The organism is Aurantimonas sp. HBX-1, assembly GCF_021391535.1.
Lineage (GTDB): Bacteria > Pseudomonadota > Alphaproteobacteria > Rhizobiales > Rhizobiaceae > Aurantimonas.
The window spans coordinates 3,474,740-3,494,232 of the sequence record NZ_CP090066.1 but is presented as its reverse complement, the minus strand read 5'-3'; the positions used below and the strand labels follow the sequence as shown (position 1 = coordinate 3,494,232).

Genomic DNA, 19,493 nt, shown 5'->3' with positions numbered 1-19,493 from the left:
CGGCAAGGCCCCGATCAGCTCTGCGGGCCGTTGTCGTAGGCGACCTCGTCGACGATCTCGGAAGCCTTGGTCCGGTACTTGGCGATCTCGGCCAGCGGCAGGTCGTCGATCTTCAGCTCGCCGAAGGAGGTCACGACTTCCGACGTCGCGATACCCGGCTCCAGCGGGTACTCGTAGTTCAGTTCCGCGTAGATGCGCTGCGCTTCGGCGCCCGAGAGAAACTCCATGAGTTTCACCGCGTTCTCCCGGTTCGGCGCGTTCTTGGCGAGCGCCACGCCCGAGATGTTGACGTGGGTGCGGCCGTTCTCGAAGGTCGGCATGACGACCTTGATGGCGTCGGCCCACTCCTTCTGCTCGGGCTCCTTCTCGTTGTGCATCATCAGGCCGACGTAATAGGTGTTGCCGATCGCGATGTCGCACTCGCCGGCGAAGATCGCCTTGGCCTGGTCGCGGTCGCCGCCCTCGGGGCGCCGGGCGAGGTTGTCGCGCAGACCGGCGACCCAGGTGCGCGCCGCTTCCTCGCCGTGATGGGCGATGTACGCGGCGATAAGCGCGATGTTGTACTGATGCTGGCCGGAACGGGTGCACAGGCGGCCCTGCCACTTCGGATCGGCGAGCTCCTCGTAGGTGATCGGCTCGTCGCCGACGCGTTCCTTGGAGGCGTAGACGACGCGCCCGCGGGCGGTCAGGCCGAACCATTCGTTCTCGGTGTCGCGGAACACGGCGGGAATGTTCGCCTCGAGCGTCTCGCTCTCGACGGGCTGCACGACGCCGGCCTGCTTGGCGGCGTCGAGGCGGCCGATGTCGACGGTCATGATCAGGTCGGCGGGCGAGTTGGCGCCCTCGGCCGCGATGCGCTCCTCGAGGCCCTTGTCGATGAAGATCGTCGCCGTGGTCAGCCCGGTCTCCTTGGTGAAGGCGTCGAGGACCGGCTGGATCAGGTCCGGCTGGCGGGACGTGTAAATGTTGACGTCCTCGGCCTGCGCGGCGGCCGCGAAGCCGGTTGCCGCGATCACGGCCGATGCGGCCAGCCAGCGTGTCGAACGTGCGCTCAGTCTGAAATGCATGAAAAGCTCTCCCTCTGGCTGCGACGGCATGCCTTCGCAGCGGATGGCGGGTTTCGGCGGATGCTCGACCGGTCCGGTTTCGGACGGGAATTCCGCGGCGATGACGGCTGTGCGATTGTCGCCGACCGGCGTTTTATGCCCGAGCCATGCCGCAAAGGCAAGCGAGCTGCGGCGAAATGCCTAACAATATCAATGGATTGGAGGCGTTCTAAAGTTGAATGGTTCTAAACTAGATCGCCGGGGTCAGGATTTCTACCGGTCAGCTGGCAAGAACCCTTTGGCGCGGAAACAGAATTTCCACCAGCGTGCCTTCGCCGGGGGTGGAGGAGATGCTGAAATTCGCTCGGTTCGCCTCGGCCATCGCCTTGGTCAGCGGCAGGCCGAGCCCGGTGCCTTCGCCCCGCCGCCGCGACGTCGGGTTCACCTGCTGGAAGGGCAGCATCGCGATCTCGATTTCGTGTTCGGTCATGCCGATGCCGCTGTCGCGGAACCGCAGCGCCACGTCGCCTTCGGCCACGTAGCTGGTCGAGACGATGATCTGCCCGCCCGGCGGGGTGAACCTGATGGCGTTGGAGACGAGGTTCATCGCGATCTGGCGGATCGACCGGTGGTCCGCCACCACCGGCGGCACCGAGGAGGGCAGGTTGGAGCGCACCAGCACCCGCTCGCGATTGGCCTGCGGCTGCATCAGGGCCACGACCTCGGCCATCACCGCGTTCAGCGACACCGCCTCGAACGACAGGTCCAGCTTGCCCGCCTCGATCTTGGAGATGTCGAGGAGGTCGTTGACGAGGTCGAGCACGTGGTGGCCGGAGCGCTTGATGTCCTCGAGATATTCCAGATAGCGGTCGTTGCCGATCGGGCCGAAGCACTCGGTCGCCATCACGTCGGCGAAGCCGATGATGGCGTTCAGCGGCGTGCGGAGTTCGTGGCTGACATTGGTGAGGAACTGGCTCTTCTGGACGCTCGCCGCCTCCGCCTGCCGGCGGGCGCTGGTCAGCTCCTCCTCCACCCGCTTCCAGTGGGCGATGTCGCGGATCACCGCGCACCAGCCGCGGTCGTCGGGCAGCGGCCCGAGGGTGATCGACAATGGGATGAAGCCGCCCTGCGCGACGCGTCCGATGACTTCCCGGCCTTCGTTGACAATCGCCGAGGCGCCGCCCTCGCGCAGGCTCTCGAGATATTCCATCGTCGCCTTCTGGCTCTCGTGCGCGAACAGCGTCACGAAGGGCCGGCCGGCGCTGTCGTCTTCCCCGATGCCGAAGAGCGCGTGCGCGGAGCCGTTCATCGACCGGATGTTGCCGGCCGAGTCGATGAAAACCACCCCGTCGGTCGCCGTGTCGAGCACGGTGCTCAGCTCCTCGACCTCGTGGCGAAGGCGCTTGACCTCCGCGTCGTCGCCGGTGGACGCCTCGCGCACGGCGTCGCCGCGCATGGCCGCCACGCTGGCGCCGGGCGAGGCGAAGAACGACATGACCAGGCAGGAGCGGCCGGCGATCGTCGTCCGCTGCATGTGGGTGCGCACCGCGATCGTCTCGCCGGTGGCGCGGCGGATCGTCAGCTCTCCGGCCACCGCGCTCTGGTCGTCGCGGTCGGCGAAGAGATGCGCCAGCCCGCCTTCCGCCTCGAGCGCCTCGACATCGGCATAGCCGGTCAGATCGAGGAACTCGCGGTTGCCGTAGGCGAGCGTCTCGCGGACCTGCACCAGGACCGGCAGCGGCAGATGCGCGTAGACCGTGGCCAGCGCCTGCACCAGCCCCTCGTCCGAAGCCGACGCAGCGGGCGCCGTTTCGGGCGCACGTTCGGCCTCGGGCGTGCCACCGGCTTCGGGCTCGTCCGCAGAGCTCTCTGCGGTCGCCTCGTCGCGAGCGGGCGCCTCGGCCGGAGTCTGCGCCTCGGCATCCTCGTCCTCGAACGCCTCGATCCGCTGGGCGGCCAGCCGCACCGCCTGTTCGAGCCCGTGCGGCGTCTCCTCGTCGGAGAGCGTCTGGCCGATGCGTCGGAACGCCTCCTCCTCGGACTGGCTCAGCGCGCCGTCGCGGGGGCGCCGACGCTCCTCCAGCCGGATCACCTTCGGGACGGTCTCGCCCTCCCGGCGCCGTTCCGCTGCCGGGCGGCGGCCGAAGGACACCGAACCGTCCTGTAGCGGCACCGCCATATCGCCCGCGGGTTCCGGCCGGTCGGCCTCAGCAGCTTCGTCGGGGGGCGTGACGCCGGCAAGGGCGAGGCCGAGCCGTTCGGGATCCGCCACGGATTCGGCGAGCCGGACCACTCCGAAGCCGCGGAAGCCGTCGAAGCTGCGGTCGCGAGCATAGACCGGCAGGGCGGCGAGATCGACCGGCGCCTTGCGGTCCGAGCTCTCCACCGGCCAGTGGATCACCCTGCCGGACCAGGTGTCGCGGCGCTCCAGCAACTGTCCCACTTCGCCGTCCGGGTCGAGACCGTAGGCACGGGCGACATCGGCAAAGCTGCGATCGATGACGTCGGCCGAATGCGGCCCGACGGCGGCGGCGAATTCCGGCGACAGCGACCGGAAGCGCCCGTCGCTGTCGATGCGCCAGACGAAGCGCACGGCGGCGATGTCGAAGCGCGGCTCGAAGGGGGCGCTCGGCCCCTGGCTGCGCGGCTCCGGCGCGTCCGCCTCGTCGGCTTCTTCTTCGGCGGCGGCTTCCGGAAGCGCGGGTTCGAGATCGCCGGCGTCGGCGGCAACGGGTTGCTCGTCGCCGTCGGTCTCCGTCTCCCGATCCGGTTCGGCCGCGACAGCTTCATCCGCGAACGCAGCTTCGCCCGGCCCGGGCTCTCCATCGGCCGAGGATTCGGGGGCGGCGTCCGCAGCGACGCTCGCCGTCGGCAATGCGTCATCCGGCTCGGGGACGTCCGTTGCGGAGGGTTCGTCGGGTGTCGCGAGCGTCACCGCCGGCCCCCAGGCCGAACGCAGCGGGCGCAGCCTGGTCGGCGAGGGGGGCTCCCAGGCGCCGGTCGTCGGCTGGTCATCGGATGCGGTTGCCGCGTCGTCTTGCCCCGGGGCCATGTCGGGCATCGCGACGGCCTCCGGCTTCTCCGGATCGGCATCGATGGCCGGCGCGGCCGTCCCGTCGGTGGCGTCCGCCGCTGCCTGCGGCGCCGACTGGTTTGCCGCCTCGACGGGCGATTCGCTCGCCGGGTGGCGGGCATACCAGCGGGTCAGCAGCGCGCTCATCCCGGTCTTGCGCCGATCCGGGCCGGCGGGTTCGGACACGGGGGTGGCGGCGTCGGGCATGTCGGCAGGGCTCGCGGATTCGTCGGCTTCGGGCGCAACGGATGCCGGGGGCCTTTCCGCTTCGTGGAGGAGGACATGGTTGTCGGTCAGCCGGGCCAGCACGAGCGACCCGCCTTCATCCACCCGGACGGTCTCGTCGCTGGCGAGGAACGCGGCGATCGTGGCGTCGTCGATGGCCACCTGCGGCGAGTCCTCGCCGGCAAAGCGTGTGCCGTCCCGCAGGCGGATTTCGGCGAGCGGCATGCCGGCTTCGGCCAGCAGGCGACGCGCGGTCGCGGCCGGCGTCTCTGCCTCCGCGGCGAGGGCAGGGACGATGACCAGAGCGAAGGCGCCGTGCGGATCGAGATCGATGCGGGCCAGGCTGGCGTCGAGCAGCGCGCCGCCCGGGCTGCGCAGTCTCGCCGTCGTGGCACCCGCCGCGAACATCCGCGCCGAGGCGCGCAGCTGCCGCACCGCGGCGGAGGCGGGGGGCGGCGCGCTCGCCAACCGGGGGCCCGGGGCATCGACCTGCAGGAAGGCGGCGCCGAGGCTATTGGTCCACAGCAACTCGGACAGGTCCGGCGTGAACACGGCGATGCCGGCGCCCGAGGCGTTTGCCTGGCGCGTCTGCCTGTGTGCCATGATCGCGAGTGCGAGGGGCACCGTCGATGTCGCCATGAGCAACGCTTCCAACCTTGCCGTCGAAATTGCGCGTCAGCGCATTCCGCACCTCTTCGGGGCCGATGTTAACAGTCGATTCATAATAGCGGCCGGCCGCTGAATCCAGAATCTTCGGCTTTTCCGCCGATCCGTCGGTCCAAAGGGTTAACGCCCGAGCGTCGTCCGACGTTCGTTATGTTGCACTGCACAATAATTGCTGCTATTGAAATAGGCAGTCGCGCCATAGGATGGGCCGCGGCACGAGACCGAGAGGAGACAGTCGATGGCAGACCAGAAGAATACCGCGAACGACCCCTTCGCCATGCCGAACCCGCAGGCGATGATGGCCGGGATGGACCCGGCGCAGATGTCGGAGACCTTCCGCGCCATGACGCAGAAGTCGATGGAGCAGTCGAAGGAAGCCTATGGCCGCATGAAGGCTGCCGCCGACGAGGCGACCAAGGCGCTGGAGTCGACGATGGAGAACGTCCATCAGGGCTCGCTGCAGCTGTCCAAGAAGGCGATCGACGCGATGCGCAGCAACGCCGAGATGGGCTTCCAGCACCTCGACAAGATGATGTCGGCGAAGTCGTTTTCCGAGATCATCGAGATGCAGACCGCCTATGTGCGCAAGCAGGTCGAGATGGTGACGGACCAGGCCAAGGACATGCAGAAGCTCACCCAGTCGGTGGCGCAGGACATGATCAAGCCGGGCCGCGACGCCTTCCAGAAGGCCAGCAAGACCAGCTGATACCCCGCCCGACGGCGGATGGGCCCGACAGGGGCCTCCGCCCTCGGGCAGATAACCCGCCGCCCTTGGGGCGGCGGATCGCCGCCCGCAAGCCCATGGCTCAACGCCGTTCGGGCCGCGGCGGTGCCGCCTAAGGCCATGTCGCACCGGCCCGGCGGGCGCGCTATCCTGCCGACACGGCCCGGATGGGCTTGCGTGCGGCGCCGAAAGATTTTATCTCGTCGGTTCGCGGACGACAGTCCGCCGTGCGGTTGTAGCTCAGTTGGTTAGAGCGTCGGATTGTGGCTCCGGAGGTCGGTGGTTCGAGACCACCCAACCGTACCATTTCTTTTGGTATTCCTGCCCCTCGGGCTGACCGAGGGCGCCTCAGAACAGATCACCCTGGCCGCCTGCGTCGGGTGACCGGCGCGGCGCTCTGGGCTTGGGCCTCTGCGGCGCCGGCGTAGCGGGTATCGCTTCGCCCTCCCCCGTCGCCACCGCGCTGCGGCGCTCGCGCCCGGCAAACTCCACCTCGAAATGCATTCCCGGCGCAAGGCTGTCGGCGCGCACGATCGGCACGTCGCCCGGCCCGCGGATGATGGCGTAGCCGCGCTCCAGCACGCGGCGCGGGTCGAGGCTGGTCGCGACCCGCCAGGCCGCCGCGAGGCGCTGGCGTCGGGCATCGGCGCTGCGGGCCGCCGCCACCGCCAGCCGTTCCCCGAAGGCGTCGAGCCGCAGCCGGGCCGCTTCGCTCCGGGCGCGGATCATGTGCGGCTGCAGATGCGCCGCGACACGGTCGAAGCGCTGGCGCCGGGCGACGACCAGCGCCTGCACCGCATGCGCCGCGTGGCTCTCGTGATGGCGAAGGTCGGCGCGCTTCTCGCGCAGCAGCGATTCGAGGCTCGACGGCGTCAGGCGCGAGGCGATCTCGCCATAGGCGCGGCGCTTGTCGCCGACCGCGACGCGCAGGCACTGGCCAAGCGAGGTCGTCGCCTCGTCGAGGCGCCGCCGCGGCAGGGCCAGCAGCATGTCGGGCGTCGGCAGCGCGCGGGCGGTGGCGGTGACAGCCCTGCGCTCCTGCTCGAGCCGGCGCGAGATCGCCCCGGCGTGGCGGGCGTGAAGGTTCGCGAGATTGGCGAGCAGGTCGGCGCGCACCGGCACCGCCATCTCCGCGGCGCCGGTCGGCGTCGGCGCCCGCCGGTCGGCGGCGTGGTCGATCAGCGTCCAGTCGGTCTCGTGGCCGACGGCGGAGATCAGCGGGATCGCGGAAGAAGCCGCCGCGCGCACCACCGCTTCGTCGTTGAAGCCCCAGAGATCCTCCAGGCTGCCGCCGCCGCGCGCCACGATGATCACGTCCGGCCGCGGGATCGCGCCGCCCGCCTCGATGGCGTTGAAGCCGGCGATCGCCTCGGAGACCTCGGCGCCCGATGTCTCGCCCTGCACCCGCACCGGCCAGACCAGAATATGCACGGGGAACCGGTCGGCGATGCGGTGGTGGATGTCGCGGATGACCGCGCCGGTGGGCGAGGTGACGACGCCGATGACCCGCGGCAGGAACGGCAGCGCCCGCTTGCGCTCGGGCGCGAACAGGCCCTCGCCTTCCAGCCTGCGCTTGCGCTCGGCGAGCAGCGCCATCAGCGCGCCGGCGCCGGCCGGCTCGATCGTCTCGATGACGATCTGGTATTTCGAGGAGCCGGGGAAGGTGGTCAGCCGGCCGGTGGCGATGACTTCCAGCCCTTCCTCCGGCTTGAACCCCAGCTTGACGAAGGCGGTGCGCCAGACGACCGCGTCGATGCGCGCCTTGTCGTCCTTCAGGCAGAAATAGGCGTGGCCGGAAGAATGCGGGCCGCGATAGCCGGAGATCTCGCCGCGCACCCGCACATGCCCGAAGGCGTCTTCCACCGTACGCTTCAGCGCGCCGGAGATCTCCGAGACGGTGTACTCGGCGACGTTGGAGGTGGCGGATTCGACGGAAAGGCTCATGGCGTCACTGTGCGGTTCGCAGCGGCGGGGTCAAGGTCGCGGCGCCCGCTGATCGGGCGCCGCCGGCCAGTCACTTGACCAGCGAGACCATGCCGCGGGCCCGTTGCGGGCGCCCGGTGCGGGTATCGGGCAGATGCGACGGCCGGGCCTGGCTCTCCGGCGGCGCGAGATTGGCGAGGCTCTCGCGGATGTGCTCGACCAGCGCCGAGACCACCGGTCCGTCGGCGCTGCGCGAGCGGATGACGCCGATCTCGGTGTCCATGAGCGTCGGGAAGTCGTCGTATTCGCCGAGGATCCGCATGCCGGGGCGCAGCGCGCATTCCGGCAGCACGCTGACGGCAAGGCCCGAGAGCACGGCCGAGGTGACGATCTGCGCCGACCAGGAGGTGAACAGAACCTTGTAGCGGCGGCCGATCCGGTCCAGCGCGGCGCAGCCCTGCGTCCGCCAGACGCAGTCCGGCCGACCGAGCGCCAGCGGCAGCACCGGTTCGTTGTGGGTGTCGTGCGAGGCGGAGGCGACGAAATGCAGCGGCTCGCGCCGCACGATCTCGGCCAGCTTCGCCCCCGGGTAGCAGTCCGACACGAGGGCGACATCGAGCCGGCCCTTCTCCACGTGTTCGGTGAGGTTGGAGGACGGCTCGCAGGCGATCTGCAGTTCGACCAGCGGATTGGAGCGCGAGAAGCGCGCCAGGATTTCCGGCAGGAAGCGCTCGGCATAGTCGTCCGGCAGGCCGATCCGGACATGGCCCTGCATGGCGTCCTCGTCGAAGGCCGACAGCGTCTCCTGGCTCAGCGCCATCATCCGCCTGGCGTAGGCGAGCAGGCGCGAGCCATCGTCGGTGATGCGGATCGTCCGGCCGGTCCGCTCGAACAGGCTGACGCCGAGCCGGTCCTCGAGGCGCCGCATCTGCATCGAGACGGCCGACTGGGTCTTGAACACGTCGTCGGCAGCGCGGGTGAAGCTGCCGGCGTCGACGATGGCGACGAAGGTGCGGAGCTGGTCGAGATCGAGGGGCGCGGTCATCGTTTTTCCCATCACTGAGAATGATGCTTCATATTACGAACATTCGTTGGTCTAATCAATCGGGGCCAACTACCTTCATCCTTGTCAGGAACAACTCGGGGGTCGGCACAAGTCGGCACGCTGCAAGGCGTGGCGTCGCCGCCCCCGCTTTTTCCGGCTTTCACATGGCTTTCGAAAAGGAGACCAAGCCATGACCATCATCCATAAGCCCCTCTGGGACGCCCCCGCCGCTTCGATCCGCCTGGTGGGCAAGACGGTAATCGGCGCAGCCGGCGCGATCGTCAGGACGATGGCCAATCGCCGCGCCGCTCGCCGTCTGAGCGAGATGCCGGACTATCTCCTCACCGATCTGGGCCTTCGCCGCGACGACGTCAGCGAGGCGCTGCATGCCGACTGGCACCAGGATCCCACCTACCGGCTGGCGATGACGGCGGCGCGCCGCCGCCGCGGCCTCTGCGACTGATGTCCTGGGCTCTGGCGTCTCAGACGCCGGAGCCCTCCGCCTCGTCGACGGTGGCCGGCGACAGCAGCAGCTTGTCGATCCGCCGGCCGTCGAGATCGATGACTTCCACCGTCCAGCCATTCCACATGAAGCGGTCGCCGGCTTCCGGGATCGTCCCGAACCGGTCCAGCGCGAAGCCCGCGACCGTCTGGTAGTCGCGGGTCTCGGGAAAGCCGAAGTCCGGCAGCGACGCCGCGACGGAATCCACCGACATCGTCGCATCGATCAGCCACGACCCGTCCGGCCGCTGCACCATGCCGGGCTCGCCCTCGTGGCTTTCCGGCAGGCTTCCGGCGATCGCGATCAGGATGTCGGTCGGCGTGACGATCCCCTCCAGCGAGCCGTATTCGTCGAGCACCACCGCGAGATGGATCTGCGTCGTCCGGAACCGGTCGAGCAGCTTCAGGATCGGCATCGTCTCGTGCACGTAAAGCGCGTCGCGCATCGCCGTACGGAGATCGATCCTGCCGTTCCGGCGCTGCTGCTCCAGCAGGTCCTTGGTCTGGACGAGCCCGACCACGTCGTCGCTGCCGGTGTCGATCACCGGAAAGCGCGAATGTCCCGCCGCGACGATCTCGTCGAGCACCATATCGGCGGGATCGTTCAGGTCGACCCAGATCACGTCCGGCCGGGGCACCATGATGGAGCGGACGGTGCGGTCGGCGATGCGGATCACGCCTTCCAGCATCTGCCGTTCCTTCGGCTTGAACACGCCGCTGTCGGTGCCCTCGGCGATCATCGCCCGTACGTCCTCCTCGGTCACCGCGCCGCTGTCGTCGCCGCTCGACCCGAGCAGCGACGAGACCGCTTCGGTCGAGATCCGCAACAGCCAGACCAGCGGCGCCCCCACCCGCGCGAGCAGGCTCATGAACGGCGCCACGAATACGGCGATCTGCTCGGCCCGGCGCAGCGCGAAGCGCTTCGGCACCAGTTCGCCGAACACCAGCGACAGATAGGTGATCGCGACCACGACGATGACGAAGGCCGCGGTCTCGGCGTAGGGGCCGACCAGCGGCCAGTCCACCATGACCGCCGCCAGCGGGGCGGCGAGGACCGAGCCGCCATAGGCACCCGCGAAGATGCCGACGAGGGTGATGCCGACCTGCACGGTCGAGAGGAACCCCGTCGGGTCTTCGGTGAGGCGCAGCGCCGCCCGGGCGCCGCGGCGGCCCTCCTTTTTCATCTGCTCCAGACGCGACCGGCGCGCCGACACCAGCGCCAGCTCCGACATGGCGAAGAAGCCGTTGAGCAGGATGAGCAGGAGGATGATGGCGATTTCGAATAAAGGCACTGGTCAGTCCGGCAACGAGGGTTCGGGAGGATGGAGGTCAGCCGGGCTTCCCGTCGCCGCCGCCGTAGCGGCGGAAGATCGCCAGCATCTGCTGGGCATAGTCGTCCTGGCTTTGCGCCCGCGTTGTGTCCGGGCCGGGCGCGTTCTCGGCCTCCGCCGCGGGCGTCGCGTCCGGTGCCTCCGGCGTGGGATCCGGCGCCGAATCTTGGGGTTCCTCGGCGGGCGCCATGCCGCGCAGGAAGCCGCCCATCATCGCCTCGAACGGCAGGAACGCGGCCAGCGGATCGGCCGGCGGGGGCGTCGGCTCGGCCTCCGGCCGCGGCGGCGGGGCCGACCCGCCGGGCGGAAGCCACGGCATCTCGCCCTTCAGGGCGTTGCCGAACAGGGTGCTGAGATATTCCGACCCGGGCGCCTGCACGGGCTGACGCGGATCGGCGGCGTCGGACGGCCGGCCGAAAGCCTCCATCGCGTTGGCCCCGCGCCGCATCATCTCCGCCATGGCCGCGGTGTAGTTGCCCTCGGCCAGCCCCTTCGGCTGGTTGCGGAGGGTGTTGGCGATCATCGTCTGCACCATGGTCTGCATGGTCAGGATCGACAGGTTGCGCATCAGCGTCTCGACCGTGTCCGGCGCAACGCCGCTCACCATCGACACCTGGCGCGACACGGCGGCTGCAAGCTCGCCGGACCCGAACAGCGCCGCCGCAAGGTCGCGAGCTGCCTGGGTCTGCGCGAGCGCCGGGTCGGTGACGCCGTTGGCGTTCCAGAACGGCCGGAAATGATGCGACAGGTTGGTCCACGCCGCCGGATCGAGCATGGCGCGCTGCAGCGCCAGCGTGAAGGCCGGGGCCAGCGCGTCGGCGGTCTTGCGCATCTCCTGCTGCGAAAGCTTGAACGAATCGGCCAGGCGACAGGCGGCGAGGCCGGAATCGCCCGCGGTCAGCCAGTCGAAGAAGTCGGTCATCGCGATCCCGGGTCGCAGCGTGCTACGGGCTGTGTCGCCCTACGATGCGTACAGAAGCAGATGGTGCGCCACCGCCGACAGCCAAGCATGATTCGGCGGCGCGTGCATCATATTCCGGAAGCGCGGGCCCGGCCGGCCGGGCCGCGACGGGGTCTCAGTAGGTGAGGTGCTTGAAGACCCGCTCCATCGACCGGTCCCACTGCTCCTCGTAGAGCCGGACCAGTTCTTCGCCCGAGGTGGTGCCGCGCGCGACGACCTCCTCCAGCGGCGCGAGGAAATGGCTCTCGTCGTTGCCTTCCTCGTTGCGCCGGTTGCGGGCGACGAGGCCCTGGCGCGCCAGGCGCACCGTCTCGCGGGCGAGGTCGAGCACCGTGCCGTCCCGGAACGGGGTGCGGAAGCCGTTCCGCGGCACTTCCGCCCGCATCGCCGAGACCTCCTCGAAGGTCCAGTCGCGGGTGAATTCGTCGACCGCCTGGAGGGTCGGACCGTCGTAGAGCAGCCCGACCCAGTAGGCCGGCAGCGCGCAGATCCGGCGCCACGGCCCGCCGTCGGCGCCGCGCATCTCGATGAAGGTCTTCAGCCGCACGTCCGGGAACAGCGTCGACAGATGATTGGTCCAGTCGCCGAGCTGCGGCTCGGGATCGTCGATCCGGCCCTTCAGCGCACCGTCCATGAACTGGCGGAAGGTGACGTCGGTGGTGTCGTGGTAGCGGCCGTGGCGGGTGACGAAATACATCGGCACGTCGAGCGCCCACTCGACATAGTCGCGATAGGTGAAGTCCGGCTTGAACACGAAGGGCAGGAGTCCGGCGCGCTGGTTGTCGACATCCGACCAGACCTCTGACCGCCACGAACAAAGGCCGTTCGGCTTGCCCTCGGTGAAGGGCGAGTTGGCGAACAGCGCCGAGGCGACCGGCTGCAGGCGCATGCCGACCTGCATCTTGCGGCGCATGTCGGCTTCGTCCGCGAAGTCGAGATTGACCTGGATGGTCGCGGTCCGCAGCATCATGTCGAGGCCGCGCGTGCCGACCTTCGGCATGTAGTTCCGCATGATCGCGTAGCGTGATTTCGGCATGATCGGGGTTTCGGCGAGGGTCCAGGTCGGCGACGAGCCGATGCCGAGGAAGCCGATGCCGAGATCCTTGGCGACGGCCCGCACTTCGGCGAGATGGGCGTTGGATTCGCGGCAGGTCGCGTGGATCGTCTCGAGCGGTGCGCCCGACAGCTCGAACTGGCCGCCCGGCTCCAGCGAGATCGCGCCCTGGCCGTTGCTGCCGTAGAGCCCGATGATCTTGCCGTCGTCGACGATGGGTTCCCAGCCGGACAGCGCCTTCATCCGCTCCAGCAGCGTGGCGATGCCGCGCTCGCCCTCGTAGGGCACCGGCGACAGGTCCTCGGTGTAGTAGCCGAACTTCTCGTGCTCGGTGCCGATCCGGAACGCGCTTTCCGGCTTCTCGCCGGATTTCAGATGCGCCGTCAGGTCATCGACCGAGGAGACCGGCGTCAGATCGGTGGTGTCGCGCGCCATGGCAGTCCTTTTCCTTCGGTCGATTTCCGATACCGGGCCCCGGGGTCCGGGCGGAACCGCAACGGGTTGCCCAATGACGCGCGCGAACGCAAGAGCCTTTGCGGTTGACGGTGCGGCCTCTGTCGAACCCTTATCCTTGGCGCCAGTCCCCGACCGAGGCCTGCAGCACCGCGAGCGCCGCGACCGCCGCCGTGTCGGCGCGCAGGATCCGGGGGCCGAGCGACATCACGGTGACGAAGGGCAGCGCCCGCAACGTCGCCCGCTCGTCCTCGGAAAATCCGCCCTCCGGCCCGACGAGGAGCGCGAGCGGGCTGGCCGGCATGGCCCGCAGCGTGTCGATCGGGCTCTCGGCATCCTCGCGCTCGTCGCAGAAGACGAGGCGCCGCGCCGTGTCCCAGCCGGCGAGGAATTGAGCGAAGCCGACCGGCTCGCGGCACTCGGGGATGGACAGGATGCCGCACTGCTCGGCGGCCTCGATGGCGTTGGCGCGCATCCGGTCGATATTGATCCGCGACGTCTGGACGTGCTGCGTCATCACCGGCTGCAGCGTGCCGGCGCCCATCTCCACGGCCTTCTGGACCATGTAGTCGAGCCGGGCGTGCTTCAGCGGCGCAAAGAGGTAGAGAAGGTCCGGGGCGGGGGTCTGCAGGCGCACCCGCTCCACCGGCAGGAGATCGAGCTTCTTCTTGGCGGGTTTGCGAAGCTCGCAACGCCATTCGCCGTCGCGACCGTTGAAGGCGAGGATGCTGTCCCCTTCGGCGAGCCGCAGCACGTTGAGGAGGTAGTTGGCCTGGACGGGCGTCGCCGGCACGGCTTCCGCGGCGGCAAGGTCGGCGTCGACGTGAAGTCGGGGGCTCTTGAAGTCGTGGCTCGGCATGATGTTCCCCGCTGCTGCGCCCCCTCATGCCGGAACTTGCCGGAGGGGTCGAGGGGCAGGGCGGCGATCCGACCGGGAGATCAGTCCCCGGCGGGGAGCTGGCGCGAGACGGTCCCGACCGGCGGCGACGCCGTGTCGGGAGCGCCAAGAGAGTACGGCCGAGCGGGTGACGCCCGGGCCGGCGCCTCGGTTCAGATCGGGCCGTCGATGCGGCTCGGCGAGACCGGATCGGAAGCCGGGAACGTCTCGTCCAGCGCCTCGTCGAGCTCTTCCTCGTCGGTCATCAGGCCTTCCTCGATGTCCTCCGCCGAGCGCTCGTCGGTGTCGGGGGTCTCCCGTTCGATGCCCTTGTCCAGGCCTTCCTGCGAACGGTCGCGGGGACCGGCGGATTCGGCGGCCTGCTGCTGAAGCGTCGTCATTTCATGAACTCCTGTGTGTCCGCGATTCAACGGTGCGGCTCGCGCGACGTTCCGTGCCGGACGCGGATCTTCTCAGGGCAGTGCCGGCCGCCGGGCGAGGGCGGCGGCGATCCCGGCCGCGACGAGGCAGGTGCCGCCGAGCCGGTTGAGGCCGCGCAGGAATCGCTTCCGGCGCACCAGGTCGCGCGCTCCCGCCGCCATCAGCACGTAGGCCAGCGCATTGGCGATGCCGAGGGCGACGAAGACCGCCACGAGGGTCGCGGCCTGCGGGGCGTAGGCGCGGCCCGGATCGATGAACTGCGGCACGAAGGCCACGAAGAAGACGATGCCCTTCGGGTTGAACAGCGTCACCAGGAACGCGTCACGGAACACCCGGGCCGAAAGCCCGCGGGCCGGCGCAAAGTCGTCGGCTTCGACGCCCGGCGGCAGCGACGGCTGCGAGCGCCACAGGCGAATCCCCATCCATACGAGATAGGCCGCGCCCGCCCATTTCAGCAGCATGAACCCCGTCGCTGAGGCCGAGAGCAGGACGCCGACGCCGGCCAGCGACAGGCTGGCGGAGAGGAGGTCGCCGAGACCGACACCGGCAATGCTCGCCAGGGCGACCGACCGCCCGTGCGCCAGCGCCTGGCCGACGACCATCACGATGGTGGGGCCGGGAATCGCCAGCACGACCAGCGAGGCGAGGGCGAAGCCGGCAAGGGTGGCGGGTTCGACGGGCATGGCGGCATCTCCAGCGGGACGCCGCCAGCAATCCACCGCCCGCCGGCCCGGTCAAGACCCGATCGCTGCCCGCCCGTCAGTCGACGATGACGATATGCAGCGCCCGCGGCCCGTGGGCGCCGAGCAGCAGCACCTGTTCGATGTCGCCGGAGCGCGAGGGCCCGGTGATGAAGTTCACCGAGCGCGGCATCGTGCCCTCGCCGTAGCGCTGGCGCAGGGCAGGAAACAGCGCCTCCATGTCGCCCTCGATGTCGGCCGCGCGGATCACCACGATGTGGTTCTCCGGCAGGAAGTTGAGGCTGGTCGGGTTCTCCGGCCCCGAGACGAGGCACAGCGTGCCGGTCTCGGCGATTCCCGCCTCGGCATGCGACAGGGCGTTGAGATCGTTGCCGTCGCTGGCGCCGCGCCGGATGGTCAGGGCGGTGGCGCCAAAGTCCGCGCCGGCGATGCGCGGATCCTCGCAGAGCCGCAGGTCGGCGGGGAAATTGTTCTCCCGGAGCCAGCGCGACACTTCCGCGGGGAGTTCGCCATAGCCGCCGATCCGCGCCGTCGTGGCGTGGACCTTCTCGGCCATGGCGATGAACAGCGCCACCTGCTGGTCCTTCGGCAGCTGCCCCCGCTGCGGCACGATGCCGGGCGCCTTGCCGGCGAGCCGCGCGTCGACCACCCGCTGGCGCTCGGGATCATGCGGCCGGCCGCCATTGGCGCGGCGGATGCGGCCGAGAATGGCGTCGCGGGTCGAGGCGCTCATCGGCCGGCTCCGTTGGTGCGCGCCGCGTATTGCTGCATGAAGGTCTTGCCCTCCGGCGCCGGCAGGTCACGCCATTTCGTCCAGCCGCCGGCGAGCGGCAGCGAGGTGAAGCGGCGCTTCGATCCCCCTGCACGCTTCAGGAGCGGCATGGCGATCGACACCGCCGCCCGGTAGAGCTTCGGATGCCGCGCGAAGAACGCCCAGACGCCGAGCCCGGCGCGCTGCGTCGTCGGCTGCAGGTGGCTCTCGAACTCCTTCTCGCGCCAGTGCCGCATCATCTTCGGCAGCGGGATGCGCATCGGGCAGACGCTTTCGCAGCGGCCGCAGAAGGTCGAGGCGTTCGGCAGGTGCCCGGCCTTCTCGACCCCGATCAGCGACGGGGTGAGCACCGCGCCCATCGGGCCCGGATAGACCCAGCCGTAGGAGTGGCCGCCGACCGCGTGATAGACCGGGCAGTGGTTCATGCAGGCGCCGCAGCGGATACAGCGCAGCATGTCCTCGAATTCGGTGCCGAGCATGTTGGAGCGGCCGTTGTCGAGGAGGATGACGTGGTACTCCTCCGGCCCGTCCGGATCCTCGGGGCGCTTCGGCCCGGTCGACAGCGTCGTGTAGACGCTCATGTCCTGGCCGGTGGCCGAGCGCGCCAGGACCCGCAGGATCTGCGCCATGTCCTCCAGCGTCGGCACCAGCTTCTCGATCGAGGCGAGCACGACGTGGCACTTGCCGAGCAACTGGGTGAGGTCGCCATTGCCCTCGTTGGTGACGATGACCGACGAGCCGGTCTCGGCGATCAGGAAGTTCGCGCCGGTGACGCCGATGTCGGCCTCGCCGTATTTCTGGCGCAGGATCTGCCGCGCTTCGCCCAGCAGCATCTCCGGCTCGACCAAGCTGCGCATCGGGTCGAGGTCGACATGGACCCGGCGGAAATCGGCTTCCACCTGATCGCGGTTGACGTGGACGGCCGGGGCGATGATGTGGCTCGGGTGCTCGCCGCGCAGCTGAATGATGTACTCGCCGAGATCGGTCTCGATCGGCACGATGCCGTTCTTCTCGAGGAAGGCGTTGAGCCCGATCTCCTCGGAGATCATCGTCTTGCCCTTGGTGACGGTCTTCGCCTTCCGGCGCCGGGCGATGTCGAGGAAGATCTGGTTGGCGTGGTCGGCATCCTCGGCGAAGTGCACGATGCCGCCCGAGGCCTGCACCTTGGCGACATAGGCCTCGATATAGAGGTCGAGGTGCTTCAGCGTGTGGTTCTTGATCGCCACCGCGTTGTCGCGCAGCGCGTCGAACTCGGGCAGGGCGTCGACCGCCTTCTGCCGCTTGTCGATGAAGCCGCGCTCGACATTGCCCAGCGCCCGCTGCAGGTCGACGTCGGCGAGCGCCTTGACGGAATTGGCCTTGAAGGTCTGCGAGGTGATCTGCATCGGGCGGGCCTATCGGAAATCGGGGTCGCGGCTGCGGTCGTGACAGCTTCGGACGAAGGGCGGGAACGGTTCGGCGGCGATCAGTCGCTCACAGCCTGCCGCCGATCGGCGGCGTGTCGGTCATGCCGGCCAGCACTTCCGCCACGTGCCGGACCTCGACGGCGATGCCCTCGCGCTTCAGCTTGCCGTCCATGTTCATCAGGCAACCGAGGTCGCCGGCCAGCAGCATGTCGGCACCGCTCATCCCGACATTGCGGGCCTTCTTGGTGACGATGGCGTTGGAAATGTCCGGGTACTTGACGCAGAACGTGCCGCCGAAGCCGCAGCACACCTCGGCGTCCTTCAGCTCGGCGAGCTCCAGCCCCTCGACGCTCTCCAGCAGCAGCCGCGGCTGGCGCTTGACGCCGAGCTCGCGCAGTCCCGAGCAGGAGTCGTGATAGGTCGCGGTTCCGGAAACCGCTGCCGCGACGGCGGTCATGCCGCGCACGTCGGTGAGGAAGCTGACGAGTTCGTGGACCTTCCCGGAAAAGGCGGCGACGCGATCTTCCCAGGCCGGATCGCCGGCGAAGAGCTCGGGATAATGCTTCTTCAGCATCGCGGCGCAGGAGCCGGACGGGGCGACGACATGGTCGAAGTCCTCGAACGCCGCGATCACCTGCTCGGCGATGGCGCGGGTATCGGCGCGGTCGCCGGAATTGTAGGTCGGCTGACCGCAGCAGGTCTGCGCCGTGGGCACGCTGACCGCGCAGCCGGCTTCCTCGAGCAGCTTGATCGCCGCGAAGCCGACGCTCGGCCGGAAGAGATCGACGAGGCAGGTGACGAACAGCGCGACGCGCGGCGGGTTGTCGTGGCGAACGGCATTCTCGTTCAAAGGCTTCTCCTGGCGGAGTCCGATCCCCGCTTGTGTCATGCTTCTGTTCTGGTCCGGTTTTGCCGCCGGCGCAAATCAGTCTTGGTATCCGTCCCCGGCTTCGGCTAGCAAGAGCCGCACGGCAAGGGGGCTGGAAATGAGCGAGATCACATTGCGAAAGGCCTCTGTGGATCGTTTCCCGTCGGATCCGCGTCGCGCGGCCGTGCTCGGGGAACTGCACGCCCGTCCGTTCCCCCTGATCAAGCCGCCGCGCGTTTTGGTCGTTCTCGCCTTCATGATCGACGACCATGGCGAATCCGACCTTGCGGTGCTTTCGGAGCTATCGCTGCGCCAGGGTGTGCCGCCGCCGGCGGAAGGAGCCCGGACGCATTCCTTCGCCTTCGGCAGGGGCAAGCTGCGCTGGGAGCTTCACACCGAATTCTCCACCTATTCCTGGGACGGGCCGCCGCCGGAGCGCTTCGGCGAGGCGGTGGACGGGCACCCGTTCGGCTCCGGGTTCCGGGCGCCGGGGCTGTTCATCGCGGGCGTGCGCGTCGAGCTGCGACCCGACGACGCGGCGGGGCAGGCGGCGCTCGAAAGCTTCGACAAGACCAGCTTCTGCTTCTCGACGATGGAGGGCGGGCTGGCCCGCGCCGCCACTGACTTTCGCCAGGACGGCGACGGATTGACGCGGATGCTGGTGCTTGCCGACGACCTGCCCCCGCCGCGGGCCGGCGCGCTCGCAATGCGTCTTGTCGAAATCGAGATCTACCGCACGCTGGCGCTGCTCGGCCTGCCGCTCGCCCAGTCGGTCGGCCCCGCGATCCAGGCGCTGGAGGGCCAGCTGATGACGATCACCGAGGAGATGACGAGCGGCGCCGAGGACAGCCGCAATCTGTTGCAGGAGATCACGCTCGCCGCCGCGCAGGTCGAGGCGTCGGCCGCCTCGGTCCTCTATCGGTTCGGCGCAAGCCGCGCCTATGACGAGATCGTGCGCGAGCGGCTGGGCGCCGTCGGCGAGCAGCCGATCGTCGGCCAGGAGAGCTGGAGCGCGTTCCTGAAGCGCCGCATGGGCCCGGCCATGCGCACCTGCCGTGCCATCGAGGAGCGACAGGCGAGCCTTTCGGAGAAGCTCAGCCGCGCCGCAAACCTGCTGCGCACCCGCATCGACGTCGAGCTGGAGCACCAGAACCGCGACCTCCTGGCCTCGATGGACCGTCGGGCGCGGCTGCAGTTGCGGCTCCAGCAGACCGTCGAGGGCCTGTCGGTGGCTGCGATCGGCTACTACGTCGTCAGCCTGTTCGGCTATATCGCAAAAGCGATCGAGCACGAGGGTTCGCCGGTGTCGGCGACGCTGCTGACCGCCCTGTTCGTCCCGGTCGCGCTGCTGATCGTCTGGCTCGTCGTCCGGCGGCTGCGCATCACCCACATGAAGGGCAGCGGCGAGGACGGGCATTGACGCCGC

Annotated in this window: 16 protein-coding genes and 1 tRNA gene; 4 read left to right on the top strand and 13 right to left on the bottom strand. The window is 69.3% G+C overall.

Annotated features, from left to right (window positions below; all coding sequences use genetic code 11):
• Positions 1-14 precede the first annotated feature (14 nt).
• Both LXB15_RS16540 and LXB15_RS16535 read right to left on the bottom strand, forming a co-directional pair.
• Positions 15-1,067 (bottom strand): Fe(3+) ABC transporter substrate-binding protein, encoded by a 1,053-nt coding sequence (locus tag LXB15_RS16540; RefSeq protein WP_233949487.1) that lies wholly within the window; start codon positions 1,065-1,067, stop codon positions 15-17.
• 259 nt (positions 1,068-1,326) lie between these two features.
• Positions 1,327-4,983 carry a PAS domain-containing sensor histidine kinase gene (locus LXB15_RS16535; RefSeq protein WP_233949486.1) on the bottom strand — a complete coding sequence of 1,219 codons (3,657 nt, stop codon included), beginning with the start codon at positions 4,981-4,983 and terminating at the stop codon, positions 1,327-1,329.
• A gap of 265 nt (positions 4,984-5,248) precedes the next feature.
• On the opposite strand from LXB15_RS16535, the gene LXB15_RS16530 reads away from it, so the two are divergent.
• Together LXB15_RS16530 and LXB15_RS16525 are read left to right on the top strand one after the other, a co-directional pair.
• Complete coding sequence (locus LXB15_RS16530) at positions 5,249-5,716, top strand: phasin (RefSeq protein ID WP_233949485.1); 468 nt, start codon at positions 5,249-5,251, stop codon at positions 5,714-5,716.
• Between the two features lie 247 nt (positions 5,717-5,963).
• Positions 5,964-6,040, top strand: a tRNA-His gene (locus LXB15_RS16525).
• 42 nt (positions 6,041-6,082) lie between these two features.
• On the opposite strand, the gene xseA is transcribed toward LXB15_RS16525, so the two are convergent.
• Positions 6,083-7,678, bottom strand: coding sequence for an exodeoxyribonuclease VII large subunit (xseA, locus tag LXB15_RS16520; protein ID WP_233949484.1), 1,596 nt, complete (start codon positions 7,676-7,678; stop codon positions 6,083-6,085).
• Positions 7,679-7,748: 70 nt separating this feature from the next.
• Positions 7,749-8,702 carry a LysR family transcriptional regulator gene (locus LXB15_RS16515; protein ID WP_233949483.1) on the bottom strand — a complete coding sequence of 318 codons (954 nt, stop codon included), beginning with the start codon at positions 8,700-8,702 and terminating at the stop codon, positions 7,749-7,751.
• A 190-nt stretch (positions 8,703-8,892) separates the two neighbouring features.
• Between LXB15_RS16515 and LXB15_RS16510 the strand changes: the two genes are divergently transcribed.
• Positions 8,893-9,165: a DUF1127 domain-containing protein gene (locus tag LXB15_RS16510; RefSeq protein WP_233949482.1), complete on the top strand. Its 273-nt coding sequence runs from the start codon at positions 8,893-8,895 to the stop codon at positions 9,163-9,165.
• 19 nt (positions 9,166-9,184) lie between these two features.
• Here the strand turns inward: LXB15_RS16510 and LXB15_RS16505 are convergent, their stop codons facing one another.
• The 9 genes from LXB15_RS16505 to LXB15_RS16465 all read right to left on the bottom strand — a co-directional run bounded on the left by LXB15_RS16505 (position 9,185) and on the right by LXB15_RS16465 (position 18,049).
• Complete coding sequence (locus tag LXB15_RS16505) at positions 9,185-10,495, bottom strand: hemolysin family protein (RefSeq protein WP_233949481.1); 1,311 nt, start codon at positions 10,493-10,495, stop codon at positions 9,185-9,187.
• A gap of 37 nt (positions 10,496-10,532) precedes the next feature.
• Entirely contained in the window at positions 10,533-11,456 is a 924-nt protein-coding gene (locus tag LXB15_RS16500; RefSeq protein ID WP_233949480.1) for a hypothetical protein, read from the bottom strand.
• A 154-nt stretch (positions 11,457-11,610) separates the two neighbouring features.
• A complete protein-coding gene (locus LXB15_RS16495) occupies positions 11,611-12,984 on the bottom strand; it encodes a glutamate--cysteine ligase (protein WP_233949479.1) in 1,374 nt (457 codons plus the stop codon).
• A gap of 130 nt (positions 12,985-13,114) precedes the next feature.
• Positions 13,115-13,861 carry a 16S rRNA (uracil(1498)-N(3))-methyltransferase gene (locus LXB15_RS16490; protein WP_233949478.1) on the bottom strand — a complete coding sequence of 249 codons (747 nt, stop codon included), beginning with the start codon at positions 13,859-13,861 and terminating at the stop codon, positions 13,115-13,117.
• 191 nt (positions 13,862-14,052) lie between these two features.
• A complete protein-coding gene (locus LXB15_RS16485; RefSeq protein WP_233949477.1) occupies positions 14,053-14,280 on the bottom strand; it encodes a hypothetical protein in 228 nt (75 codons plus the stop codon).
• A gap of 72 nt (positions 14,281-14,352) precedes the next feature.
• Positions 14,353-15,003, bottom strand: coding sequence for a LysE family translocator (locus LXB15_RS16480; RefSeq protein ID WP_233949476.1), 651 nt, complete (start codon positions 15,001-15,003; stop codon positions 14,353-14,355).
• A 76-nt stretch (positions 15,004-15,079) separates the two neighbouring features.
• On the bottom strand, positions 15,080-15,754 hold the full coding sequence (locus LXB15_RS16475) for a lactate utilization protein (protein WP_233949475.1): 675 nt from the start codon (positions 15,752-15,754) through the stop codon (positions 15,080-15,082).
• Positions 15,751-17,178, bottom strand: a complete 1,428-nt coding sequence (locus tag LXB15_RS16470) for a LutB/LldF family L-lactate oxidation iron-sulfur protein (RefSeq protein ID WP_233949474.1) — start codon at positions 17,176-17,178, stop codon at positions 15,751-15,753. Before LXB15_RS16470 ends, LXB15_RS16475 begins: the two co-directional genes overlap by 4 nt.
• 88 nt (positions 17,179-17,266) lie before the next feature.
• A complete protein-coding gene (locus tag LXB15_RS16465; protein ID WP_233949473.1) occupies positions 17,267-18,049 on the bottom strand; it encodes a (Fe-S)-binding protein in 783 nt (260 codons plus the stop codon).
• A 136-nt stretch (positions 18,050-18,185) separates the two neighbouring features.
• Here LXB15_RS16465 and LXB15_RS16460 point away from each other — a divergent pair, with 136 nt between their 5' ends.
• Entirely contained in the window at positions 18,186-19,487 is a 1,302-nt protein-coding gene (locus tag LXB15_RS16460; RefSeq protein ID WP_233949472.1) for a DUF3422 family protein, read from the top strand.
• The last annotated feature ends 6 nt before the right edge of the window (positions 19,488-19,493 follow it).